An 18,020-nucleotide genomic window follows, 5' to 3' on the forward strand; every position below is an offset into this window, starting at 1 on the left:
CTTTTAAGTCATGCTCTAAAGCTTCTTGAACTAATTTTTCAGACTTAGCATCTAAGGCTGAAGTAGAGTCATCTAAAATCAAAATCGGTGGTTGACCAATAACACCGCGAGCAAGTGATAAACGTTGCTTTTGACCACCAGAGAAGTTAGCTGATCTTTCTTCAACTTCATGGTCAAATTGATCCGGGTATTGACCGACAAATTCCTGTGCTTGGGCAATTTCTGAAGCACGTTTCAATTCATAATCGGTCGCATCTTCTTTTCCTTGACGCAAGTTAGAGGCAATTGTTCCAGAGAATAAAATTGCTTTTTGTAAAACCATGGAAACAGTATTACGCAGCGATTTTTCACCAATTGTCTTTAAGTCTTTTCCACCAATTTTTATTGTTCCTTTAGTCGGATCATAAAGACGCGGAATAAGTTGAGCCAGCGTACTTTTACCAGATCCTGTTGCTCCAACAATACCAACCATTTCACCTGGTTTCACCTTAAATGAAATATTCTTTAAAGTTGGCTTATCTCCATCAGGATAAGTGAAAGAAACATCGTCAAATTCAATACTTCCCTTTTCTGGTCCAGTTGGTGCATTAGGATCAAACTTAACATCTGGTTCAGTATCAAGTACTTCTTTAATTCTTCGTAGAGAAACCATCCCACGAGTGAAGTTCATAATCACAAAACCACCAATTAAAATCGCAAAAAGCAAAGTTAAAATATAAGAAACATATGGTGATACAACTACAACATCAGTTGTAGTTAAATTAGCACTGCGTCCTACTAAAAAGACAACCAAAGCAATTACTAAATAAGCAATTAACATGAAAGCTGGCATAATAGTAGAAATACAGTAACCAATCTTAATATTTAATTCGTTTAAATCATCAGAAGTTTCGTTAAATCTCTTAATCTCATTTTCTCCCTGATTAAAAGATTTTACTACACGTACACCCTGTAAATTTTCTTTAACGCGAGTAGAAATTTTATCCATGTAGTGTTGGAATTTAGCAAAAAGTTTATTCATATTTTGAATAACAATGTATCCAACCCCCATCATTAAAGCTAACATTAATACAGGAGCCCACCAATATTGAGGAATGGTAATAATACTCAATACAAATGATCCAATTAAAATAATTGGCATTCTGAGTAATTGCATGAATAAGATCATCATCATATTCATAACTTGGTTCATATCATTAATTAAACGAACAACTAATGAACCACTAGAAAATTTTTCAATATTTCCAAAAGAAAAACTTTGAATCTTGGCATAAGTTTCTTCACGTAAATCTGAAGTTATTCCCTGGGCAATTTTTGCAGCATAATATACGTTAAAAATACCAGCAATAATTGCTAATAAACCGAGTACAACTAATCCAATTCCATCTCTTAAGACAACACTCTGGTTATCCGCTAAAATTGCTTTTTGGATATTTTCTAATAATCTTGGCTGCCATAAGGTTGCAAAAGCAGAAATCAGAATTGTAATAATCGCTAAAATTATTTCTTTACGATAATTTTTGAAGTGTGGCTTCAAAATTTGCATCTATTATTCTCCCTTCTTTCTTAAAAGCTCCCAAAAGGTATCACTCCACTCTTCATTTAGAGCTACTAACTGTTCCATCTTTTGTGCTCCCATTTTTTGTGCAATTTGCTTTTCAATTTCAAATAAAGGTGCCATTTTCTTTTTAGCGTATTTTTTCCCTGAAGCAGTTAACTGGCAATACTTAACCCGATTATCTTCTGGATCAATTGTAAGTTCTAGATAATCTTGTTCTAGTAAGCGGTGAATTCCTTTATTAATAGATTGCTTCGGTAAGTCACTTAAGTTGACCAGATCTTTTTGCGTTAATCTTTGGCGCATTAATAGTTCATACAGAATAATGGTTAGATAACTTGGCATGCCATGTTGTCTATCCCACTCTGCATAAGCTTTTCCACCTCGGATAATTGCAAAATTCAATTTTTCGGTAGCAGTTAATTCCATACTTCACCTCACAAAAATAGTCTCTGTAGATACTAATTAATTAACCATATTAGTATCCACAGAGACTATTGTCAATAACTTTTATTATTCTTTCCATAAAAAATCAATTAAAAGTTTATCAACTTCTTTATTTTCGTGTAATTTGCTATGCTGTGCATTCTTACCCTTAATTTCTACTTCACGGTATGATTTTGCACGCCCATTAATTAAATACTTATAACTTTGTGCTGAGGCTACAGAAACTGATCCGTCAGAATTTGAACCATCCTCTTTATTACCATAGATATTTAAGACCTCAATTTGTCTTGGATAGTGTTTTCGTAAAGGTAATAATTGCTTAAAGCCATCACTATAAATATCCGGTTCACCTGTTTTCTTATCTTTAATCTTAGCCTTTTGGCCGGCTTCTTCACCAAGATAGCCATCGTAATGCCCTGCAATTGAAACTACTTTATTAATCTTAGGCAATTTTTTATTGTCATAGTTTTCATTAATGTAATTAGCAATCTGTAAATTTCCCATTGAATGACCAACTAAATTAATCCTTGCATAATGATATTTATTAGAGATTGCAGTTATTACATCTTTTACATATGACGTTTTTCCACTATGATTATCTTCTAGATTAACTTTGATAATTGGATTTTTTGCATTTTTTGGAATCGTACCGTTAAGTTTAACAGTGCCATTTTTTACTTACATCTGCTTGAATAATCGTATTACTTGCACCAGCCTTTTTTTGCGGCATTCGCCATTTGAGTCTCCGCATTCGCACTTGAGCCCCAGCCATGAAAGAAAAATGTTGGGATTGTTTTAGTATTGGTTAAAGATGCAGTAACCTTTTTATCGGAAACATTTTGAGCTTTTTGACCACATCCCGCTAACACAAATAAAAATAACGCAACAAAAAAACTAGCAAGATAAATCTTTTTCTTCTTCATAATTATTTCCTCTTACACTTACTTTTCTCTAGTATACAAGGACAATTATCAATTGAAAAATATTTATTCTTACTAGTTTCCTATCGTTAAAAGCTATATTTAGTTTCTTTTAGCTTCTTTTGTTAAAGTTTTTAAGCCTGGTAAAGTAATCATCACAGTAAAGCTAAGTAAGTATAAAGCTGATAAAAAGCCCATTACTACGCCTAAGTTATATTTATCCATTAAAATACCTATTACTACTGATGAAAATCCACCGATTGCCCTACCGACATTAACAATAATATTATTGGCACTCGACCGAATTTCTGTTGGATATAATCTACTGATTACAGCGCCATAGCCACCAAACATCCCATTTGAGAAAAAGCCAACTACAGCTCCAATAATCAAAAGCATGGTCATATTTTGGGCCAAACTTAATGTATAAACCATTAAAGCTGAACCAATCAAGAAAATCGCGAAGGCTCTTCTAGGACCAAAGTAGTCAAAAATTGAGCCAAATGTCATCATACCAATGCTCATTCCAATAATCGTAGAAATCATCCAAAGACTAGAATTTGAAACATTTAAATTCAATTGCTTTTGCACAATTGTGGGAAGCCAGTTCATTAAACCAAAGTATCCAGCAATTTGAACTGTCATCATAATCATCAGACCCACGGTTTGCCAAGCAAGGTATGGCGTTGAAAACATTTTTTTAGCCACATCCGATAATAAGGAATTACTTTCACTAGCTTGAGCCTTAATAAATTGCTCACTTTCATGGACATGTTTTCTAATGAAGATGGTTAAAATTACTGGAAGAATCCCTACTAAAAATAGCATATGCCAACCTGCTGCTGGAATAATCCAAGCTGCAATTAAAGCCGCTAAAATTGCTCCAATTTGGCCACCAATCGCTGCTACTGAGGTCATTTTACCAATTTGTTCTTTATGAAAGTTCTCAGCAATTAAAGCAATTCCGACACCATATTCTCCGCCTGCTCCAATTCCTGCTAAAAGCCGAAGGGCATAGATAAGATAAATATTATTGGCAAATGCCATCAAAGCTGTCGCAATTGCAAAAATAATTACTGTATGGCTAAAAGTTTTAACTCGACCAATCTTATCACCTAAAATCCCAAAGGCGATTCCACCAACTAACATTCCTAAATTAGTAATCGTTGAAATAAAACCAGCCTCCCCACCTGACAAGTGAAGATCAGCGATCATCGAACTCATTGCAAACGATAAAAAAAGCACGTCCATATTCTCAAGCGCAAAACCTGATGAAGTAGATGCAATAACCCACTTCTGATTTTTGCTTAGAGTATGTCTGTGCTTAACCATTGTATCCATATTAAATTCCTCCAAAACGAATGCTCTCTGTCATTCAATTATTTCTTCAGAACTTATTCTACTCGTTTTTTTATGATTTACAATCCTAGATTATAAGTCTGGGTCTCTTCTAAAGTGCAATGGTGATTTCTTTATTTGCTTTGTGATTAACTTACCAATTAATTCTTGGTAGTCTTTAACTGCTGTATGAGCTAAGTCTTTGTTTGCTTTATTAATTAAGTCTAACTTCTTTGCAGGATCTTTTTCTTTATCAACTTAGACATCATATTCTGCCCGCATTTGACTTAATTTTTGTTGTGTAGCATTTCTAGCTTGATACAATTGCAAACCATAGTCTTTCCATGAACGATCAACTAAGACTTGTGCTTCCTTGTAAATCCAATAAGCTGAATTTGAAGCATACTTATCTTTGCCATGTCTATAGAAGCTTGGCACTACACTACCTTGTGGATAGAATGGAACATATACATTTTGACAAGTAATGCCTAATGATAACCCAGTGAATCCAATCCTTAACTTTAAGTTGCAGTAAGTGTGACTCTTCAGTAAAGTCAACACTAATTGGACGATATACAGCTGTATCTTTATTAACAGGATTTGCTACATCATATTTAGTTCCATCATAGTGATCTCTTAATACTCTTTGAGCAGCAGTTATTGAAATTGGATGGTCTGCCTTTTGAATAAATGGAATATCAAAGCTGCTTGGTTCTTGCTTAATAGAAGGATTTAAGATTCTTTGACCAGTCCAAACACGAGCAGTGTTATATGTTAAATCTAATAGGTTATGTGTACCAAAAATACGACGCCAATTAAATGGCTTATTATTCGGCCATAAATTATGTTCTTCAACAAATTTTTGTAAACCAGGAGCAGTAATGAAGTTATCAGAGTCATTAAAGTCAATTTCTTGAATTGCTAATTCATTAGCAGCTACAGCATAGCAATCATCTGGAATACGTTGTGCTACTCAGTAGTGAGCAGTACCAATTTCGAAGTACCAAGCTTCTTTAGAATCGGCAAATAAAATACCATCTGATTCACCTGCAGTATGATCTTTAATAATCTTAGCAAAACGAGCAATAGCTTCACGTGCTGTCTTTACATAGGGCAATATACAAGTTACCATTGCTTCTTCAATGATACCGGTCTTATTGAATGGATCAAAAGATTGAACTTGATCATTAGCATAGGTTGTTTCAGTAGCACTCATTGCTACTACCGGATTCCTCATAAACACCCTTCTTGTCACTCCAATTTGGAGTTGAAGAATAAGCATATCTATGAGTTGGTAAATCCATTTCAAACTTATTCAAGTTAGACTTAAAGTGATTATTTGGAATATCCTTTTCTTCATGAAAAGCTAAATGCTTAGCACAGTTTGACTTATCATCTTCATTACGTCCAATGATAATACTGCCATCTGTAGTAGCATTTTTCCCAATTAAAATTGATGTACATGCACTGTGATTACTTTCAATCATTATATATCAAACTTTCATTTAAATAACCTTTCTTATTCATTTTTCATTGTATTACCTTAGGCGCAAAAATTTTACTAAAACGCATTTTTTAAAAGTGTGAGCTAATGCTTTCCTTATTAAATTATGTTTGTTTTATTCAGCATCTGCCATTAAGTTATGAATTTTCTTAGTAAAGAAAAACATTACTACACCAAACAATACACTAACAATTCCAACTGCTAAGAAGTATGCCACTTCAGTTTTACTTGAGTAGTATTTAACAATTTGGGAGTTAATAGCTTGACCAGTGGCATCTGCTAAGAACCAAAGACTCATCATCTGTGAACGGAAAGCTTTTGGTGCTAAACGTGTAGTTACAGATAAGCCAATTGGAGAAATAAGCATTTCGGCAATTTCAACAATAAACCAAGAGCCAACTAACCAAAATGGGCTAACTCGTCCGTTTGTTCCATAAAGCATTCCTGGAAGGGCCATCCACATATATGAAAGACCAGCAAAGACCAAACCAGCAGCAAATTTACCAGCAGCACTTGGTTGTTTCTTCCAGTTATCCCATAACCATACAAAGAACGGAGTCAAAATCATTATAAATACTGGGTTCAAAGTTTGGAAGTTAGCTGCAGTAAAGTGCCATCCTCCGATGTGAAGTACTGTTCTTTGAGCAGCAAATAGAGCTAAAACAACAGAACCGGATTCTTCAATTCCCCAGAAGATAGAAGCTGCAATAAATAATGGAATGTAAGCCCAAACTTTTGAGCGTTCCTCTTTTGTAACTTTAGGGCTTCTAAGCATTAAAACAAAGTAATAAATTGGTAAGGCAATAGCAACAATAGTAATTAAAGTAATAATATTGTCAATATTTAATTGACTAAAAGCAGCCATTAAACCTAATACTACTGTTAAAGCTAAAACTCCTAAACCAATTCTCTTTAAGACTTTGTTACGAGTTTCTGGATCGATTGGATCTGTTGGGTGCATTCCATCCTCAGAGAGATACTTTCTACCACCCCAAACATACTGTACTAAACCAAAGAACATTCCAACTGCTGCCAAAGAGAAACCAGCATGGAAGTTAAAATGATTTCCAAATAAATTAAGGCCAAAACCTTCACTTGCCCAAGGAACTAACCATGGAGCAAGTGCTGATCCTAAGTTAATACCAAACACAAAGATACTGAAACCAGCATCACGTCTGCGATCATCTAATGAGTATAAGCCACCAACCATATCAGAAACATTAGGCTTAAGTAAACCTGTTCCGACCACAATAAATGCAATCGAAATATATAAACCTAGCTCTGCCATTGGTAGGGCTAAAATAATGTGTCCAATCATAATGAGGACACCACCAAAGAAGACAGTACTGCGTGCTCCCCAGATTCTGTCTGCTAACCATCCACCAGCTACCGTAGAAAGATAAACAAGTGAACCGTAGATAGACATGATTGAAGCAGCCGTGGTTTCATTCATTCCTAGTCCGCCACGTTCTACAGCATAATACATGTAGAAGAGCAAAATAGCACGCATACCGTAGTAACTAAATCTCTCCCACATTTCGGTGAAGAACAAGGTGGACAAACCACGAGGTTGTCCAAAGAAAGTCTTCTCTGTTGTTGAATTATTCATTAAAAACTATCCTTTCTGTTCACTGTGTTTGTTACACAGAAAGGTTTATTTTATACCTATTTATAATAAGTAGTCAAATTAGTATAGAACTATATAAAGAAAATAAACATAAAAAAATAAAAGTCAAATACTGCATGGTACTTGACTTTACGTAGAAAAGAATCATGAATTCTACTCATGATTCTAACAAATGACTATTTGATATTTAGAGAATTATTTTTATTAATTTAGGGTTGTCTCTCCTGCTCGAAAAGTAACAGGAATCATTAAACGTGAAATCTCCTTATGATCTGTATTTTGCATCTCTTTATGTAACTGTTCAACAGCAGTTTTAGCAATTGCTTCAATATTTTGTCTAATTGAAGAAATAGTCAACGGTGTATCAGGAGTAAGTTGCCAGCCGTCAAAACCAATTATCTGAACATGTTCAGGGACTGCGATCTCTGCTTTTTGAAATTCTTCAGTTAATACAAGAGCCAATTCATCAGTATGAGCAAAAATACCATAATTTGTGCTATCGTTTTTTATCTTTTGGATTAAATGTTCAATTACATGTTTATCATCTTTCCGGGAATCAATTTCAGTCAATTCGAATTTAATTCCATGATTATTACAATAATCTATAAATCCCGCTTTTCTTGCATTCATTTCAACAGAATTATGATTAGCTGAACCAATAAATATTAAATTACTCAGTTTTCTTTTGCTCAATTCTCTAGCAGCTATCTTTCCACCTTCATAATTATCTGAAGATACTAGTGAAAATTGACCTGTACTTTCTTTTTCAATAGAAACAAGGGGGATGTCAGAATGTACATGACTAGTTAAATCGGAATAAGAGATTGAAAGAATTCCAGCTACACGTTGCTCTTCAGCCATCGTGACATAACTTTTTTCTTTTTGATAATCATTCTCTGATACACATAGAACCATTTTATATCCAAGTTCATCTAAGTATTTTTGAACCCAAAAAGTTAATTCAGAAAAGAATGGAGACCATACACTTGGGACAACAAAAACTACAAAAGCTGATTGTTGCGTTTTCAAAAAACGTGCAGCATTATTTCTTACATAATTTAGTTTTTTTATTGCAGAATCAATTTCTTTTGCAGCTGTTGGGCGCACTTTCTTTCCATTTAAGAAATTTGAAACTGTTGCTACTGAAACATTAGCTTCACGCGCTACATCCTTCATGCTACTCACGTTTAATCACAACTCCTTCGTAAGGTCTTAGATAGATTACATTTGAGGCTTTAGAATTACTATGGCTATAGTTCGATAAAAGTACTTGATTCTTATTTACAAAATCAGTCGGCAAATTATATTTAACCTTATATGGTACAAAAGAACAAATAACCGCCAATTTTTCTTTCTCTGTACTTCTAGTGTAAGCAAAAATTGCAGAATCATCAGAAGTAAGCAAATCATATTTACCATCTAATAATACTTGATTATCATTTCTTAATTTCAAAAGTTTTTGATAAAAATGATAAATTGAATCTGGATCATTCAGATCTTTTTTCACATTAATTTCTTTATAATTTGGATTAACTTCGATCCATGGCTTTCCACTTGAAAAACCCGCCTGCTCTGATTCATCCCATTGAATTGGTGTACGTGCATTATCCCTAGTTTTCCTATTGACCATGTTTAATGCATCCCTATTACTAATACCTTTTGATTTTAAAAAATTATATATATTATGCGCTTCAAGATCCTTTAGCTCATCGATTTGCTTAATATGCAAATTGGTCATTCCAATTTCTTCGCCTTGAAAAATAAAAGGAGTACCTTTTTGTAATAAAGATGCCATAGCTAACATTTTAGCTGATTCTTTGCGATACTGAGAATCATTTCCAAATCTAGAAACAATTCTCGGTTGATCATGATTTCCAAGATAATTTGAATTCCAAGAAAGATTATTTTGCCAACTTGACATGGAATTACGCAAATCGCTCATCTTAAAACTTACATCGGAATATCTTCCATATTCTCCATAATCAACATGCATATGTTCAAATTGAAACACCATATCTAATTCATGTCGTTCAGGTTCAACAAATAATCTTGCTTCTTTAGCACTTGTATGTGGAGTTTCCCCAATAGAAATTACATCATACTTACTTAGTACTTCTCTATTCATCTCTTGCAGATATTCATGAATATGGGGGCCATTAGCTGACCCATAATAATAAGCTCCATACTCTTTACTATCTTCTAGAGGTGTATCTTCAAATTTCCTTGGTTTCGATATGAAGCTAATAGAATCCATTCTAAAGCCATCAACTCCCATATCTAACCAAAACTTCATTATCTTATATACATCATTTCTTACTTCTGGATTATCCCAATTTAAATCTGGCTGTTGTTTTGCAAAAAGATGCAGATAGTATTGATTTCTTTCTGGAACATAAGTCCACGCTGATCCTCCAAAGGCTGAACCTAAATTAGTTGGAGCACTTCCATCTTCTTTGGGATCACGCCAAATATAATAATCAGAATATTTATTATCTTTATTTTTTTTTGACTCTTTAAACCACTCATGTTGATCAGAAGTATGGTTAACAACTAGATCCATAACAATTCTTAAGCCTTTTTCATGAGCTTTACTCAATAGCTCTTTAAAATCATTCATTGAGCCATAGATGGGATTAATAGCTTTATAGTCCGCAATATCATAACCATTATCTACTAAAGGCGATTTAAAAATCGGAGTTAACCAAATAGTATTTGCACCGAGATTTTTAATGTAGTCTAGTTTTTCTATTAATCCACGGATATCTCCAATACCGTCTCCATTTGAATCTTTAAAGCTTTGTACGTACGCTTCATATACTATAGCTTTCTTCTTCCAATCATTCATCTTCATCGTCCTCATCTGCATTCTTTGCTAATTCATTTACATATTTAACTTGGTTTTTGGCTTCCGAGATAATAGATTGGATCTTTTCAGGCATTAAATAGCCTTCAATCGGTTCCATAGTAATTGCCATCGCTAATGACAAATTCATTCCGGTTATCAAATGAGTATGCGGCCGGTCAATATATGGGAAAAATTTTTGATTAACTGATCCGCCTAATAAATCAGTTAATACAATAACTTCATCCTCTTTATCAAATTGACTAAAAATTTCTTCAATCTGTCCTTTAATGGGCCTATTATCAACATAAGCCGATAAAACATTTAATTTTAAATTATCTCCTTCGAAAAATTTTAAAGCACTTGCCATTCCTTGGGCTAATGTTGAATGTGAAGCAATAACAATATGACGTTTAATACTATTCATTTTTCAACCTATTCTATTTCGCAATTCCTAATACGCCTGAAGCAGCCCCAGCTAAACAAATAACAATAATTAATAAGATAATTTTAGTTGGAGTCCACTTTTTCTTTCCAAGTAACCAATAAACTAGTCCAGTAACAGCAACCGGAAGTAATGCTGGCATAATCTTATCTAAAACTCCACTTTGAATGGAAAGCATAACTTTTCCTGTTCTAAATTTTAATGGGGTATATACTTTAACAACTGTAGGAATTAATGAACCAACTACCATTAACCCCATTACTGATATTGCATCAGTAAAAATATTTATTTTTTCACCTAATGAAGTTATTAACTTTGTACCAGAATCATATCCCGTCTTAAAGAACCACATCTTTAGCCAATAAAATGAAAGTTGTAGTGCCATCCATAAAATTGCTCCGACTGCATTTCCTTGTAGGGCCATGTAACCAGAAATTGATCCCATAATTGTGGGAATTAAAATCCAGAATACTGAATCACCTACTCCAGAAAATGGTCCCATCAAAGATGTTTTTAAAGATTGAACTGCATCTTTAGCCTTAATTCCATCTTTTTCTTCCATTGCAAGAGTAGCACCAAGAATAATATTAGCCATCAAGGGATTAGCATTGAAGTATTTATAGTGGTTATCCATAGCTTCAATATATTCATCATCATTGGGATAAATTTTTCTTAAAGCTTTTCTCATTGAAAATGCTACTGCTGGCGCTTGTTGAGTTTCAAAGTTATAACCTAATCCAGCATTAAAAATCCAACGTCTAAACATATTTTTTCGTTCGTGGATAGTTAATTTTTTACCATTTTCAGGTTGATTCATTTCTTTACTCATCAAAGTCGTCTCCTTCATCTTCTACTGCACCAGCTGTTTGCGCTGCTTCTGTATCCTTTTTATCTGAATTAATACGATAAATTTCGTAAGTTGCAGCTAAACCTAAAATTGCAATTCCTAAAATTGGAACTTTTAAATATCCGGCTAATACAAAACCAGCTAATAAATAAGCTAAATATTTTTTAACAGGCATAAATCTCAATAACATTCCAATACCAACAACTGGTAACATTCCTCCTGCAATAGTTAAACCATCCGTAATCCATGTTGGAATAACATGAAGAATAAGCTTAACAATAGGGGTACCAAACATTACAACTAAAGCGATTGGAATAATATACTTAAGCATCCAAACAAAAATGGTCAAATAAAATACTCCATCCATTTTGTTAAACTTCTTTTCATGAAGTAGTCTTTGAGACCAGTGAGCAAAGAAGTTGTTGATGATTTTAATAACAACATCAAGTTGTAATGTTAACATTCCCACAGGTAAGCCAACTGCAATTGCAGTTCCTGTAGAAGCTCCGGTTCTAATAGCTATAAAAACACCCACGATTGTGGCAACACCATATTCCGGAATTGAAGATCCACCGATAGCAGCAACTCCTAAAGACATAAGTTGCAAAGTACCACCGATAACTAAGCCGACGTTTAAATTGCCCATAATCAAACCAACTAACATACCGATGATAACTGGCCAATTACCTGTAATTTGGTTTCCCGTACCATTATCCCAAGCCATATAGGCTGCTAGCAAAATGATCAGAATATTTTGTAATATGATAGGCATAATTAATTTTCCCCTTTGCTCTTTAGAACCTCTTCAAGTGAAACTTCATTTTCATCATCTGGAGTATATTCAAAAAATACTGGAATACCCTTATCAGCAATCACCTTTAAATCAGATAATTCTTTTTCATCTAAAGCAACGCGCTTAGTATATGGTTTTCTATTTCCTTCTTCGAATAAAGCTCCTACATTTACTTTTGGAATTTCTATTCCAGCATTAATTAAGTCCAAAATATAATGAGGTTCTTTTACTATTAAGAAAACTGAATGGGAATCATATTTTCCATTCTTAAAATTAGTTATGGCTTTTTCTTCATTTATAATTGACATCCCCGTACCAGTCGGCTTACTCATTCTCATACTGGCTTTTACCATTTCATTTTGACTGACCTCATCATCAATCACCATGAATCTCTTAGGATGTAATACTTTATTCCATTGATTAACAGTAATTCCGTGGATAAGTCTTTGATCAATTCTTGCTAAAATAACTGGCATTTTAAATCTCCTCTACGAATCTAAACGTTTTAAATAAACTAATACATATACACTATAATCCCTTTAATTAAAGAATTTGAAAAAAATGAAACGTTTTAAGTTACAATTTAAATATACTATGTTTTTTCAATAATGCAAGCGCTTTCTAATAAAATAATAAAAAATACTGATTATCAGCATTAAGAAATGTTGATAGATCAGTATTCTACATAAATAAAATTATCTATAAATTTAATCCTTATCAATTTCAATATTTGATTTAATATCCTAAAACGTTTCAAATAAATTGGAATTAATTATTTTTATAAACTTTACTTTCAAATGGCTTTAAGCTAACAGTTCTCTTATCTTTCACATCTTCAAGTAAATTAACTAATTCACTAGCTATTTTTTCATAAAACTTTTCTAAGAAAGAATAATCAGTACGACAAGCAAGGTAATAGCCTTTGCCAGCTCCGTAGGAATGCTCAACAATAGCAGGTGTATTTCGATAAAAATCTTTACTGTATGTAGCCAGAACTTTTCCCGTGCAGTTAATTAGCGTTTCGCAATAATCATACATCGGATATTCTTTTCCTTCAAAGTTAATTAAATTCGATTGCCCAGGATATAAAACATCAGTTTCAAGAGGCTCAAGTACGTAAATTTCTTATAGTTCTTTTGGCCATTCATTCATATAGGCAAGATCATTTTCATCAACAACTCCGCTAATATAAGTGCCGACTAGCTTACCATCATTCTTAACATAGTTATCTATTTTTTCTAAATAAGACTTGCTCATTAAAAAGTGCATTGGAACAATCAATAAGTCGTATTGTGAAAACTCATCTTCAGGACTAACAAAATCAACTGGAATATCATGGTCATAAAAATATCGATAATGCTTTTGAATTGTTTGCCAGACCTTTTTATTCTCACTATAACTTTCTGCTTCTTGCAGTGCCCAGTAACTATCGTAGCTAAAGACAATTGCGACTTTTGCTTTTGCATAATTTGTTGCTACAATTGGGCTAATTTTTTCCAAGTCTTTACCAACCTTAGTTACGTCTTTAAATGCACGCGTTTTTTCAGGATGACGATTCTCAATTACAGCTCCATGAAACATTTCTGATGATCCTCGTGAAGCTCTAAGTTGGAAATACAATACGCCTTGGCTACCATGCGCAACATCCTGCAGGCTAGCCAATTCATGCATTCCGGATCTTTTTGCACGATCAAAGTTATGCCAATTAACACGTGATGGAGTATTTTCCATTACTAAAAAGTTCTGATGCTTCAAACTTCTAAAGAAATCATGAATTAATCCAACATTTCGTCCAAGTTCTTCAGTACTTTGAACGTCGTTACCCCAAGCAGGATAAGAATCCCAAGAGATAAAATCCAAATGACGCGCTACCTTTTGATAATCAAAACCAACAAATGGATCCATCAACGGATTTCCAGCCATCATATTCGTAGTTACAAGAATATTAGGAGTGATCTTTTTTAAGGGGTGCTGTTTCATTATCAATAAATGAAATTGTCTGGTCAGTAATAAATCTCTTCCAGTCTAAGCTCATCCCTTTATTACTCATTTCACTTAAAGGACTAGGCGGATTAACTTGATCCCAGTCATTATAAGTATGACTCCAAAAAGTGTTCCACCAGGAATGATTTAAAGTAGCTAGATCGCCATACTTATTTTTCAGCCATTTTCTAAAAGCATCTTTACATAAATCGCAGTAGCATTCACCTGAATATTCATTAGAAATATGCCAAAGTACCAAACTTTTCCTTTGACCAAAATGTTCTGCCAGTTTTGTGTTAATCTCATAAACTTTTTTCGATAAATAGGTGAAGTTAAACAATGATTATGTCGTCCACCAAAGCCGCGTTTATTTCCCCGGTTATCTGTTCTAAGGACTTCTGGATACTTTTGAGCAAGCCACGCTGGTCGTGCTCCACTTGGCGTAGCTAAAATTACATGACCATTCATTTCCTCTACTAGATCAAAAATCTCATCTAACCACGAAAAATCATAATTTTCTTCTTGCGGTTCTAATTTGGGCCACGAAAAAATCCCAACAGTCACGGTATTAATTTTAGCCTGCTTAAAGAGAGCAAAATCTTGATTAATTACATCGGGCTCATCCCACCATTGTTCTGGATTATAATCGCCACCATGCAAAAATTGGTTAATATCTAAGATACGCTTCATGATTCTATTCCTTGTTTCTTTCTATATTTGTAATTCAGAAAACGTAGCTCTCCTTTAAAATAATTATATTGCTTTTTAAACTTCAATTCGTCCACTTTAGTGAGATTGTATCAAAGTCAGCTGTTTTTTATTATTACTTATATATGATATTGGAATAAAAGTACTAGATATTTGGTCGATTTCTCTTCTTAGTGTTATTTTTAACATGAAAGTGCACTTTTATATATTATTAACTGTTTTTCATAAATATTGAGGTAGAAATTATGAAAAAGAATATTCAATATAATGTAGGTCAATGGTTACCCAGTGATCAAGAATTCTACAATAAATGGCTAAAAAAATTTTAAAAGAAGCGGAAAGTGAAGAAAATCAAAAATTACTTCCTTCAGTTCAAGCTTTAAAGAATTTAATTGAATCTGATCGGTATTTATACAATGTTACGCAGATGATGTTTGATGAAATTCCTGAAAAGTATGTTGATACTCCAATGGGAACCCCACAAGTTCGAAATTATAAACAAATGTTATTAATGCTCAACCGAATTATTCAAAGAGCTCCGGAATTCAACACAACTGGATTAGTCGGTACACCAATTAATGAAATTTTAGACTATCCTATGGCCACTAAAGCGGGTTATGTATTCTTTATAAATCCAAAAATCAATGAAAAGCTTAGAGATATTTTGAATTATTGGGGCAAATTTCTACAAACGCCAGACTCAACATATGTTCTTAACACATCTAAAAATGGTTGGTTAAGTGACTATGCATTAAATGAAATGGCTAAAGTAGCAGATGGTGACAAATTTACGACTATTTTCAAATGTACTTCTGAAGATCGTGAAAAGCATCTAGGTTTTACCTCTTGGGACAATTTCTTCACTCGTTTATTTAATCCTGGTATTCGTCCTGTTCAAGATCCTGATGACCCTGATTCAATTGCTAATGCTTGTGAATCAGCACCATATCGAATCGCCCATAATCTCTAAATTCTGGATTAAAGGACAACCATATTCATTAATTGATCTAATCCATAACGATCCATTAACATCAAAATTTGTTGGTGGTACACTTTACCAGGCCTTCCTTAGTGCATTGAGTTATCACAGATGGAACAGTCCAGTTAGCGGAACAGTAGTTAAAGCTTATAACTTATACGGTTCTTACTACTCTGAAACTTTGCCACAAGGATTTGAAAATCCTAATGGCCCTGATCCAGCTGCTCCTAATGATCCTCAAGCTTATATTACCTAAACTGCATCACGTGCAGTCATCTTCATTAAAGCAGACAATCCTAAGATTGGCTTAATGTGCTTTGTAGCTGTAGGTATGGCAGAAGTTTCAGGCAACGAAATTACTGTTAAAGTTGGTCAGCATATTAATAAAGATGGTCAACTTGATATTTTCCACTTTGGTGGCTCAACTCATGTTCTTTTGTTTAGACCAGGAGTTAATGTTAAATTTAATCTTCATGGTCAAGAGCCAAGTTTAGGTTCTCATAATATTAAAGTTCATGATGAAATCGCTAGAGTGGAATAAAATACATTAAATTTTAGTTTCATATAATTCAAAAGACTGTTCTGAAATAATACCAGAACAGTCTTTTTGTTAGAGCGTTAATTGCATCTGATCATTAAAATAATTTTTATAGGCAAGATAAACCGAAATAATCGCTCCTAAACTTGTAGCAGATAAAAGCATAAAAGTTACCATAATCTGATACTTAATTGCATAAATTGGGTTTACTCCAGCAAAGATCAATCCTGACATCATCCCCGGCAAATTAACTAAACCTACTGTCTTAGCTGAATCAATCGTTGGCTGCATAGCAGTCTTAATACTACGCCGAATAATTGGCATCGACGCCGTTTTAATATCACTACCTAAAGCTAACCTTTCTAAAACAGGCTGTCTTAAATCATGAAAACTTTCATTTAAAGATTTATAGCAAAGACCTATTGCAACCATTTCATTACCTGCAATCATTCCTGTAATTGGAATTACTTGCATAGGTATCGGTTTAATGACGCCAGAAAGAAGTAATATAGCCAATGTAATGTAGGTTCCTACGGCCTCAGCTACAATTGAATTCCATAATTTTCGATTAGTATTTGGATCTCTACCATTCGCATTCCATGAAGCATTAAAAATAATAACAAGTGTAGAAACAAAGGTTAGCCAAAAAGTATTTACATTGAAAATTACTTTTAAAATATATCCAATAATGACTAGCTGAATAATGGCTCGCACAACACTAACCAAAATATCTTTAGTAAGGCCTAGCTTTTCTTTAACAGAAATTCCAATTGATACTAAAACTAATAAGAATGCAAAAACTAGAGACCAGTTACTGACAACTACGTTTTTCATCGAGAAATGCCTTCTTCACTTCAAAAATTTTATTGGCTTTTTCAATTTCACTTTTATCATGAGTTACTTGTAAGATCGTAACATGCTTCTTGCGCACATCATCAAATAAATGATGAACAATTTCTTTACTATTTTCATCAAGTCCTGTGGTTACCTCATCCAATAGTAAAATTCGTGGTAAAAAGACTAAATTTCTAATTAAGGCAACTCGTTGCTTTTCTCCACCAGATAAAGAATTAATATTTTTCTTCAAAAAATTCTGATTTAGACTTACTTTATCTAATAATTCAGTTAGATGCTCTTCATTGACTTCCTCTCTTCGAATTTGGTAAGGAAAAATCAGATTATCTCTTACCATTTTTCCAAAAAGAGACGGTTGCTGGAAGCAATAGGAAACTTGCCGACGATATTCAAGCGGAGAATATTGACTAATATCTTTTCCCTCATATTCGATTGAGCCAGAAGTAGGTGTAAGTAAGCTAGCAATAATTTTTAAAAGTGTACTTTTTCCTGCACCAGAAGGCCCTATAATTGTTAAAAAGTCTCCTGAATTTACACTTAGATTAATATTTTTCAGAACGGTATTTCCATCAACAGAATAATTTAAATTTTTAATTTCTAAAAGATGCATAGCTAACCTTCTATATAAATATTTAT

The 18,020-nt window shown here is 33.5% G+C and carries 12 protein-coding genes and 5 pseudogenes; 1 reads left to right on the plus strand and 16 read right to left on the minus strand.

The window, feature by feature from the left end:
- From HMPREF0528_RS04635 to HMPREF0528_RS09505, 14 genes and pseudogenes are all read right to left on the minus strand, one after another.
- The coding region (locus HMPREF0528_RS04635; RefSeq protein WP_004895465.1) for an ABC transporter ATP-binding protein at positions 1-1,546 on the minus strand (1,546 nt) is incomplete at its 3' end.
- 3 nt (positions 1,547-1,549) lie between these two features.
- Positions 1,550-1,987, minus strand: coding sequence for a MarR family winged helix-turn-helix transcriptional regulator (locus HMPREF0528_RS04640; RefSeq protein ID WP_004895466.1), 438 nt, complete (start codon positions 1,985-1,987; stop codon positions 1,550-1,552).
- An 84-nt stretch (positions 1,988-2,071) separates the two neighbouring features.
- Positions 2,072-2,928: pseudogene (locus tag HMPREF0528_RS09485) on the minus strand (alpha/beta hydrolase).
- Between the two features lie 99 nt (positions 2,929-3,027).
- Complete coding sequence (locus tag HMPREF0528_RS04655; RefSeq protein WP_004895469.1) at positions 3,028-4,266, minus strand: MFS transporter; 1,239 nt, start codon at positions 4,264-4,266, stop codon at positions 3,028-3,030.
- 90 nt (positions 4,267-4,356) lie between these two features.
- Positions 4,357-5,750: pseudogene (locus HMPREF0528_RS04660) on the minus strand (C69 family dipeptidase).
- Between the two features lie 132 nt (positions 5,751-5,882).
- Positions 5,883-7,376 carry a peptide MFS transporter gene (locus tag HMPREF0528_RS04665; RefSeq protein ID WP_004895473.1) on the minus strand — a complete coding sequence of 498 codons (1,494 nt, stop codon included), beginning with the start codon at positions 7,374-7,376 and terminating at the stop codon, positions 5,883-5,885.
- Between the two features lie 222 nt (positions 7,377-7,598).
- Positions 7,599-8,579, minus strand: a complete 981-nt coding sequence (locus HMPREF0528_RS04670) for a LacI family DNA-binding transcriptional regulator (RefSeq protein WP_004895474.1) — start codon at positions 8,577-8,579, stop codon at positions 7,599-7,601.
- Positions 8,572-10,239: a glycoside hydrolase family 13 protein gene (locus HMPREF0528_RS04675; RefSeq protein WP_034525159.1), complete on the minus strand. Its 1,668-nt coding sequence runs from the start codon at positions 10,237-10,239 to the stop codon at positions 8,572-8,574. Before HMPREF0528_RS04675 ends, HMPREF0528_RS04670 begins: the two co-directional genes overlap by 8 nt.
- Positions 10,232-10,663 carry a PTS sugar transporter subunit IIA gene (locus HMPREF0528_RS04680; RefSeq protein ID WP_004895476.1) on the minus strand — a complete coding sequence of 144 codons (432 nt, stop codon included), beginning with the start codon at positions 10,661-10,663 and terminating at the stop codon, positions 10,232-10,234. Before HMPREF0528_RS04680 ends, HMPREF0528_RS04675 begins: the two co-directional genes overlap by 8 nt.
- Before the next feature lie 13 nt (positions 10,664-10,676).
- The gene (locus HMPREF0528_RS04685; protein WP_004895477.1) at positions 10,677-11,510 is read right to left on the minus strand and encodes a PTS system mannose/fructose/sorbose family transporter subunit IID; all 834 of its coding nucleotides are present in this window, start codon (positions 11,508-11,510) and stop codon (positions 10,677-10,679) included.
- Positions 11,503-12,300, minus strand: a complete 798-nt coding sequence (locus HMPREF0528_RS04690) for a PTS mannose/fructose/sorbose/N-acetylgalactosamine transporter subunit IIC (protein WP_004895478.1) — start codon at positions 12,298-12,300, stop codon at positions 11,503-11,505. Before HMPREF0528_RS04690 ends, HMPREF0528_RS04685 begins: the two co-directional genes overlap by 8 nt.
- Before the next feature lie 2 nt (positions 12,301-12,302).
- Complete coding sequence (locus HMPREF0528_RS04695; RefSeq protein ID WP_004895479.1) at positions 12,303-12,797, minus strand: PTS sugar transporter subunit IIB; 495 nt, start codon at positions 12,795-12,797, stop codon at positions 12,303-12,305.
- 292 nt (positions 12,798-13,089) lie between these two features.
- Positions 13,090-14,301, minus strand: a pseudogene (locus HMPREF0528_RS09495) (beta-galactosidase).
- Positions 14,267-14,994 (minus strand): annotated as a pseudogene (locus HMPREF0528_RS09505) (beta-galactosidase). Before HMPREF0528_RS09505 ends, HMPREF0528_RS09495 begins: the two co-directional pseudogenes overlap by 35 nt.
- Before the next feature lie 263 nt (positions 14,995-15,257).
- Here HMPREF0528_RS09505 and HMPREF0528_RS04705 point away from each other — a divergent pair.
- A pseudogene (locus tag HMPREF0528_RS04705) lies at positions 15,258-16,532 on the plus strand (phosphatidylserine decarboxylase family protein).
- Between the two features lie 69 nt (positions 16,533-16,601).
- On the opposite strand, the gene HMPREF0528_RS04710 reads toward HMPREF0528_RS04705, so the two are convergent.
- Positions 16,602-17,363 carry an ABC transporter permease gene (locus HMPREF0528_RS04710; protein ID WP_004895494.1) on the minus strand — a complete coding sequence of 254 codons (762 nt, stop codon included), beginning with the start codon at positions 17,361-17,363 and terminating at the stop codon, positions 16,602-16,604.
- Positions 17,341-17,994, minus strand: coding sequence for an ABC transporter ATP-binding protein (locus HMPREF0528_RS04715; protein WP_004895496.1), 654 nt, complete (start codon positions 17,992-17,994; stop codon positions 17,341-17,343). Before HMPREF0528_RS04715 ends, HMPREF0528_RS04710 begins: the two co-directional genes overlap by 23 nt.
- Positions 17,995-18,020 lie beyond the last annotated feature (26 nt).

Source organism: Lactobacillus johnsonii ATCC 33200 (assembly GCF_000159355.1).
In the GTDB taxonomy this organism is placed as follows: Bacteria; Bacillota; Bacilli; order Lactobacillales; family Lactobacillaceae; genus Lactobacillus; species Lactobacillus johnsonii.

Coding starts and splice junctions, on each gene's coding strand:
- HMPREF0528_RS04685 (WP_004895477.1), bottom strand. CDS start 11,510: ATGAGTAAAGAAATGAATCAACCTGAAAATGGTAAAAAATTAACTATC.
- HMPREF0528_RS04680 (WP_004895476.1), bottom strand. CDS start 10,663: ATGAATAGTATTAAACGTCATATTGTTATTGCTTCACATTCAACATTA.
- HMPREF0528_RS04640 (WP_004895466.1), bottom strand. CDS start 1,987: ATGGAATTAACTGCTACCGAAAAATTGAATTTTGCAATTATCCGAGGT.
- HMPREF0528_RS04695 (WP_004895479.1), bottom strand. CDS start 12,797: ATGCCAGTTATTTTAGCAAGAATTGATCAAAGACTTATCCACGGAATT.
- HMPREF0528_RS04715 (WP_004895496.1), bottom strand. CDS start 17,994: ATGCATCTTTTAGAAATTAAAAATTTAAATTATTCTGTTGATGGAAAT.
- HMPREF0528_RS04655 (WP_004895469.1), bottom strand. CDS start 4,266: ATGGATACAATGGTTAAGCACAGACATACTCTAAGCAAAAATCAGAAG.
- HMPREF0528_RS04690 (WP_004895478.1), bottom strand. CDS start 12,300: ATGCCTATCATATTACAAAATATTCTGATCATTTTGCTAGCAGCCTAT.
- HMPREF0528_RS04675 (WP_034525159.1), bottom strand. CDS start 10,239: ATGAATGATTGGAAGAAGAAAGCTATAGTATATGAAGCGTACGTACAA.
- HMPREF0528_RS04710 (WP_004895494.1), bottom strand. CDS start 17,363: ATGAAAAACGTAGTTGTCAGTAACTGGTCTCTAGTTTTTGCATTCTTA.
- HMPREF0528_RS04665 (WP_004895473.1), bottom strand. CDS start 7,376: ATGAATAATTCAACAACAGAGAAGACTTTCTTTGGACAACCTCGTGGT.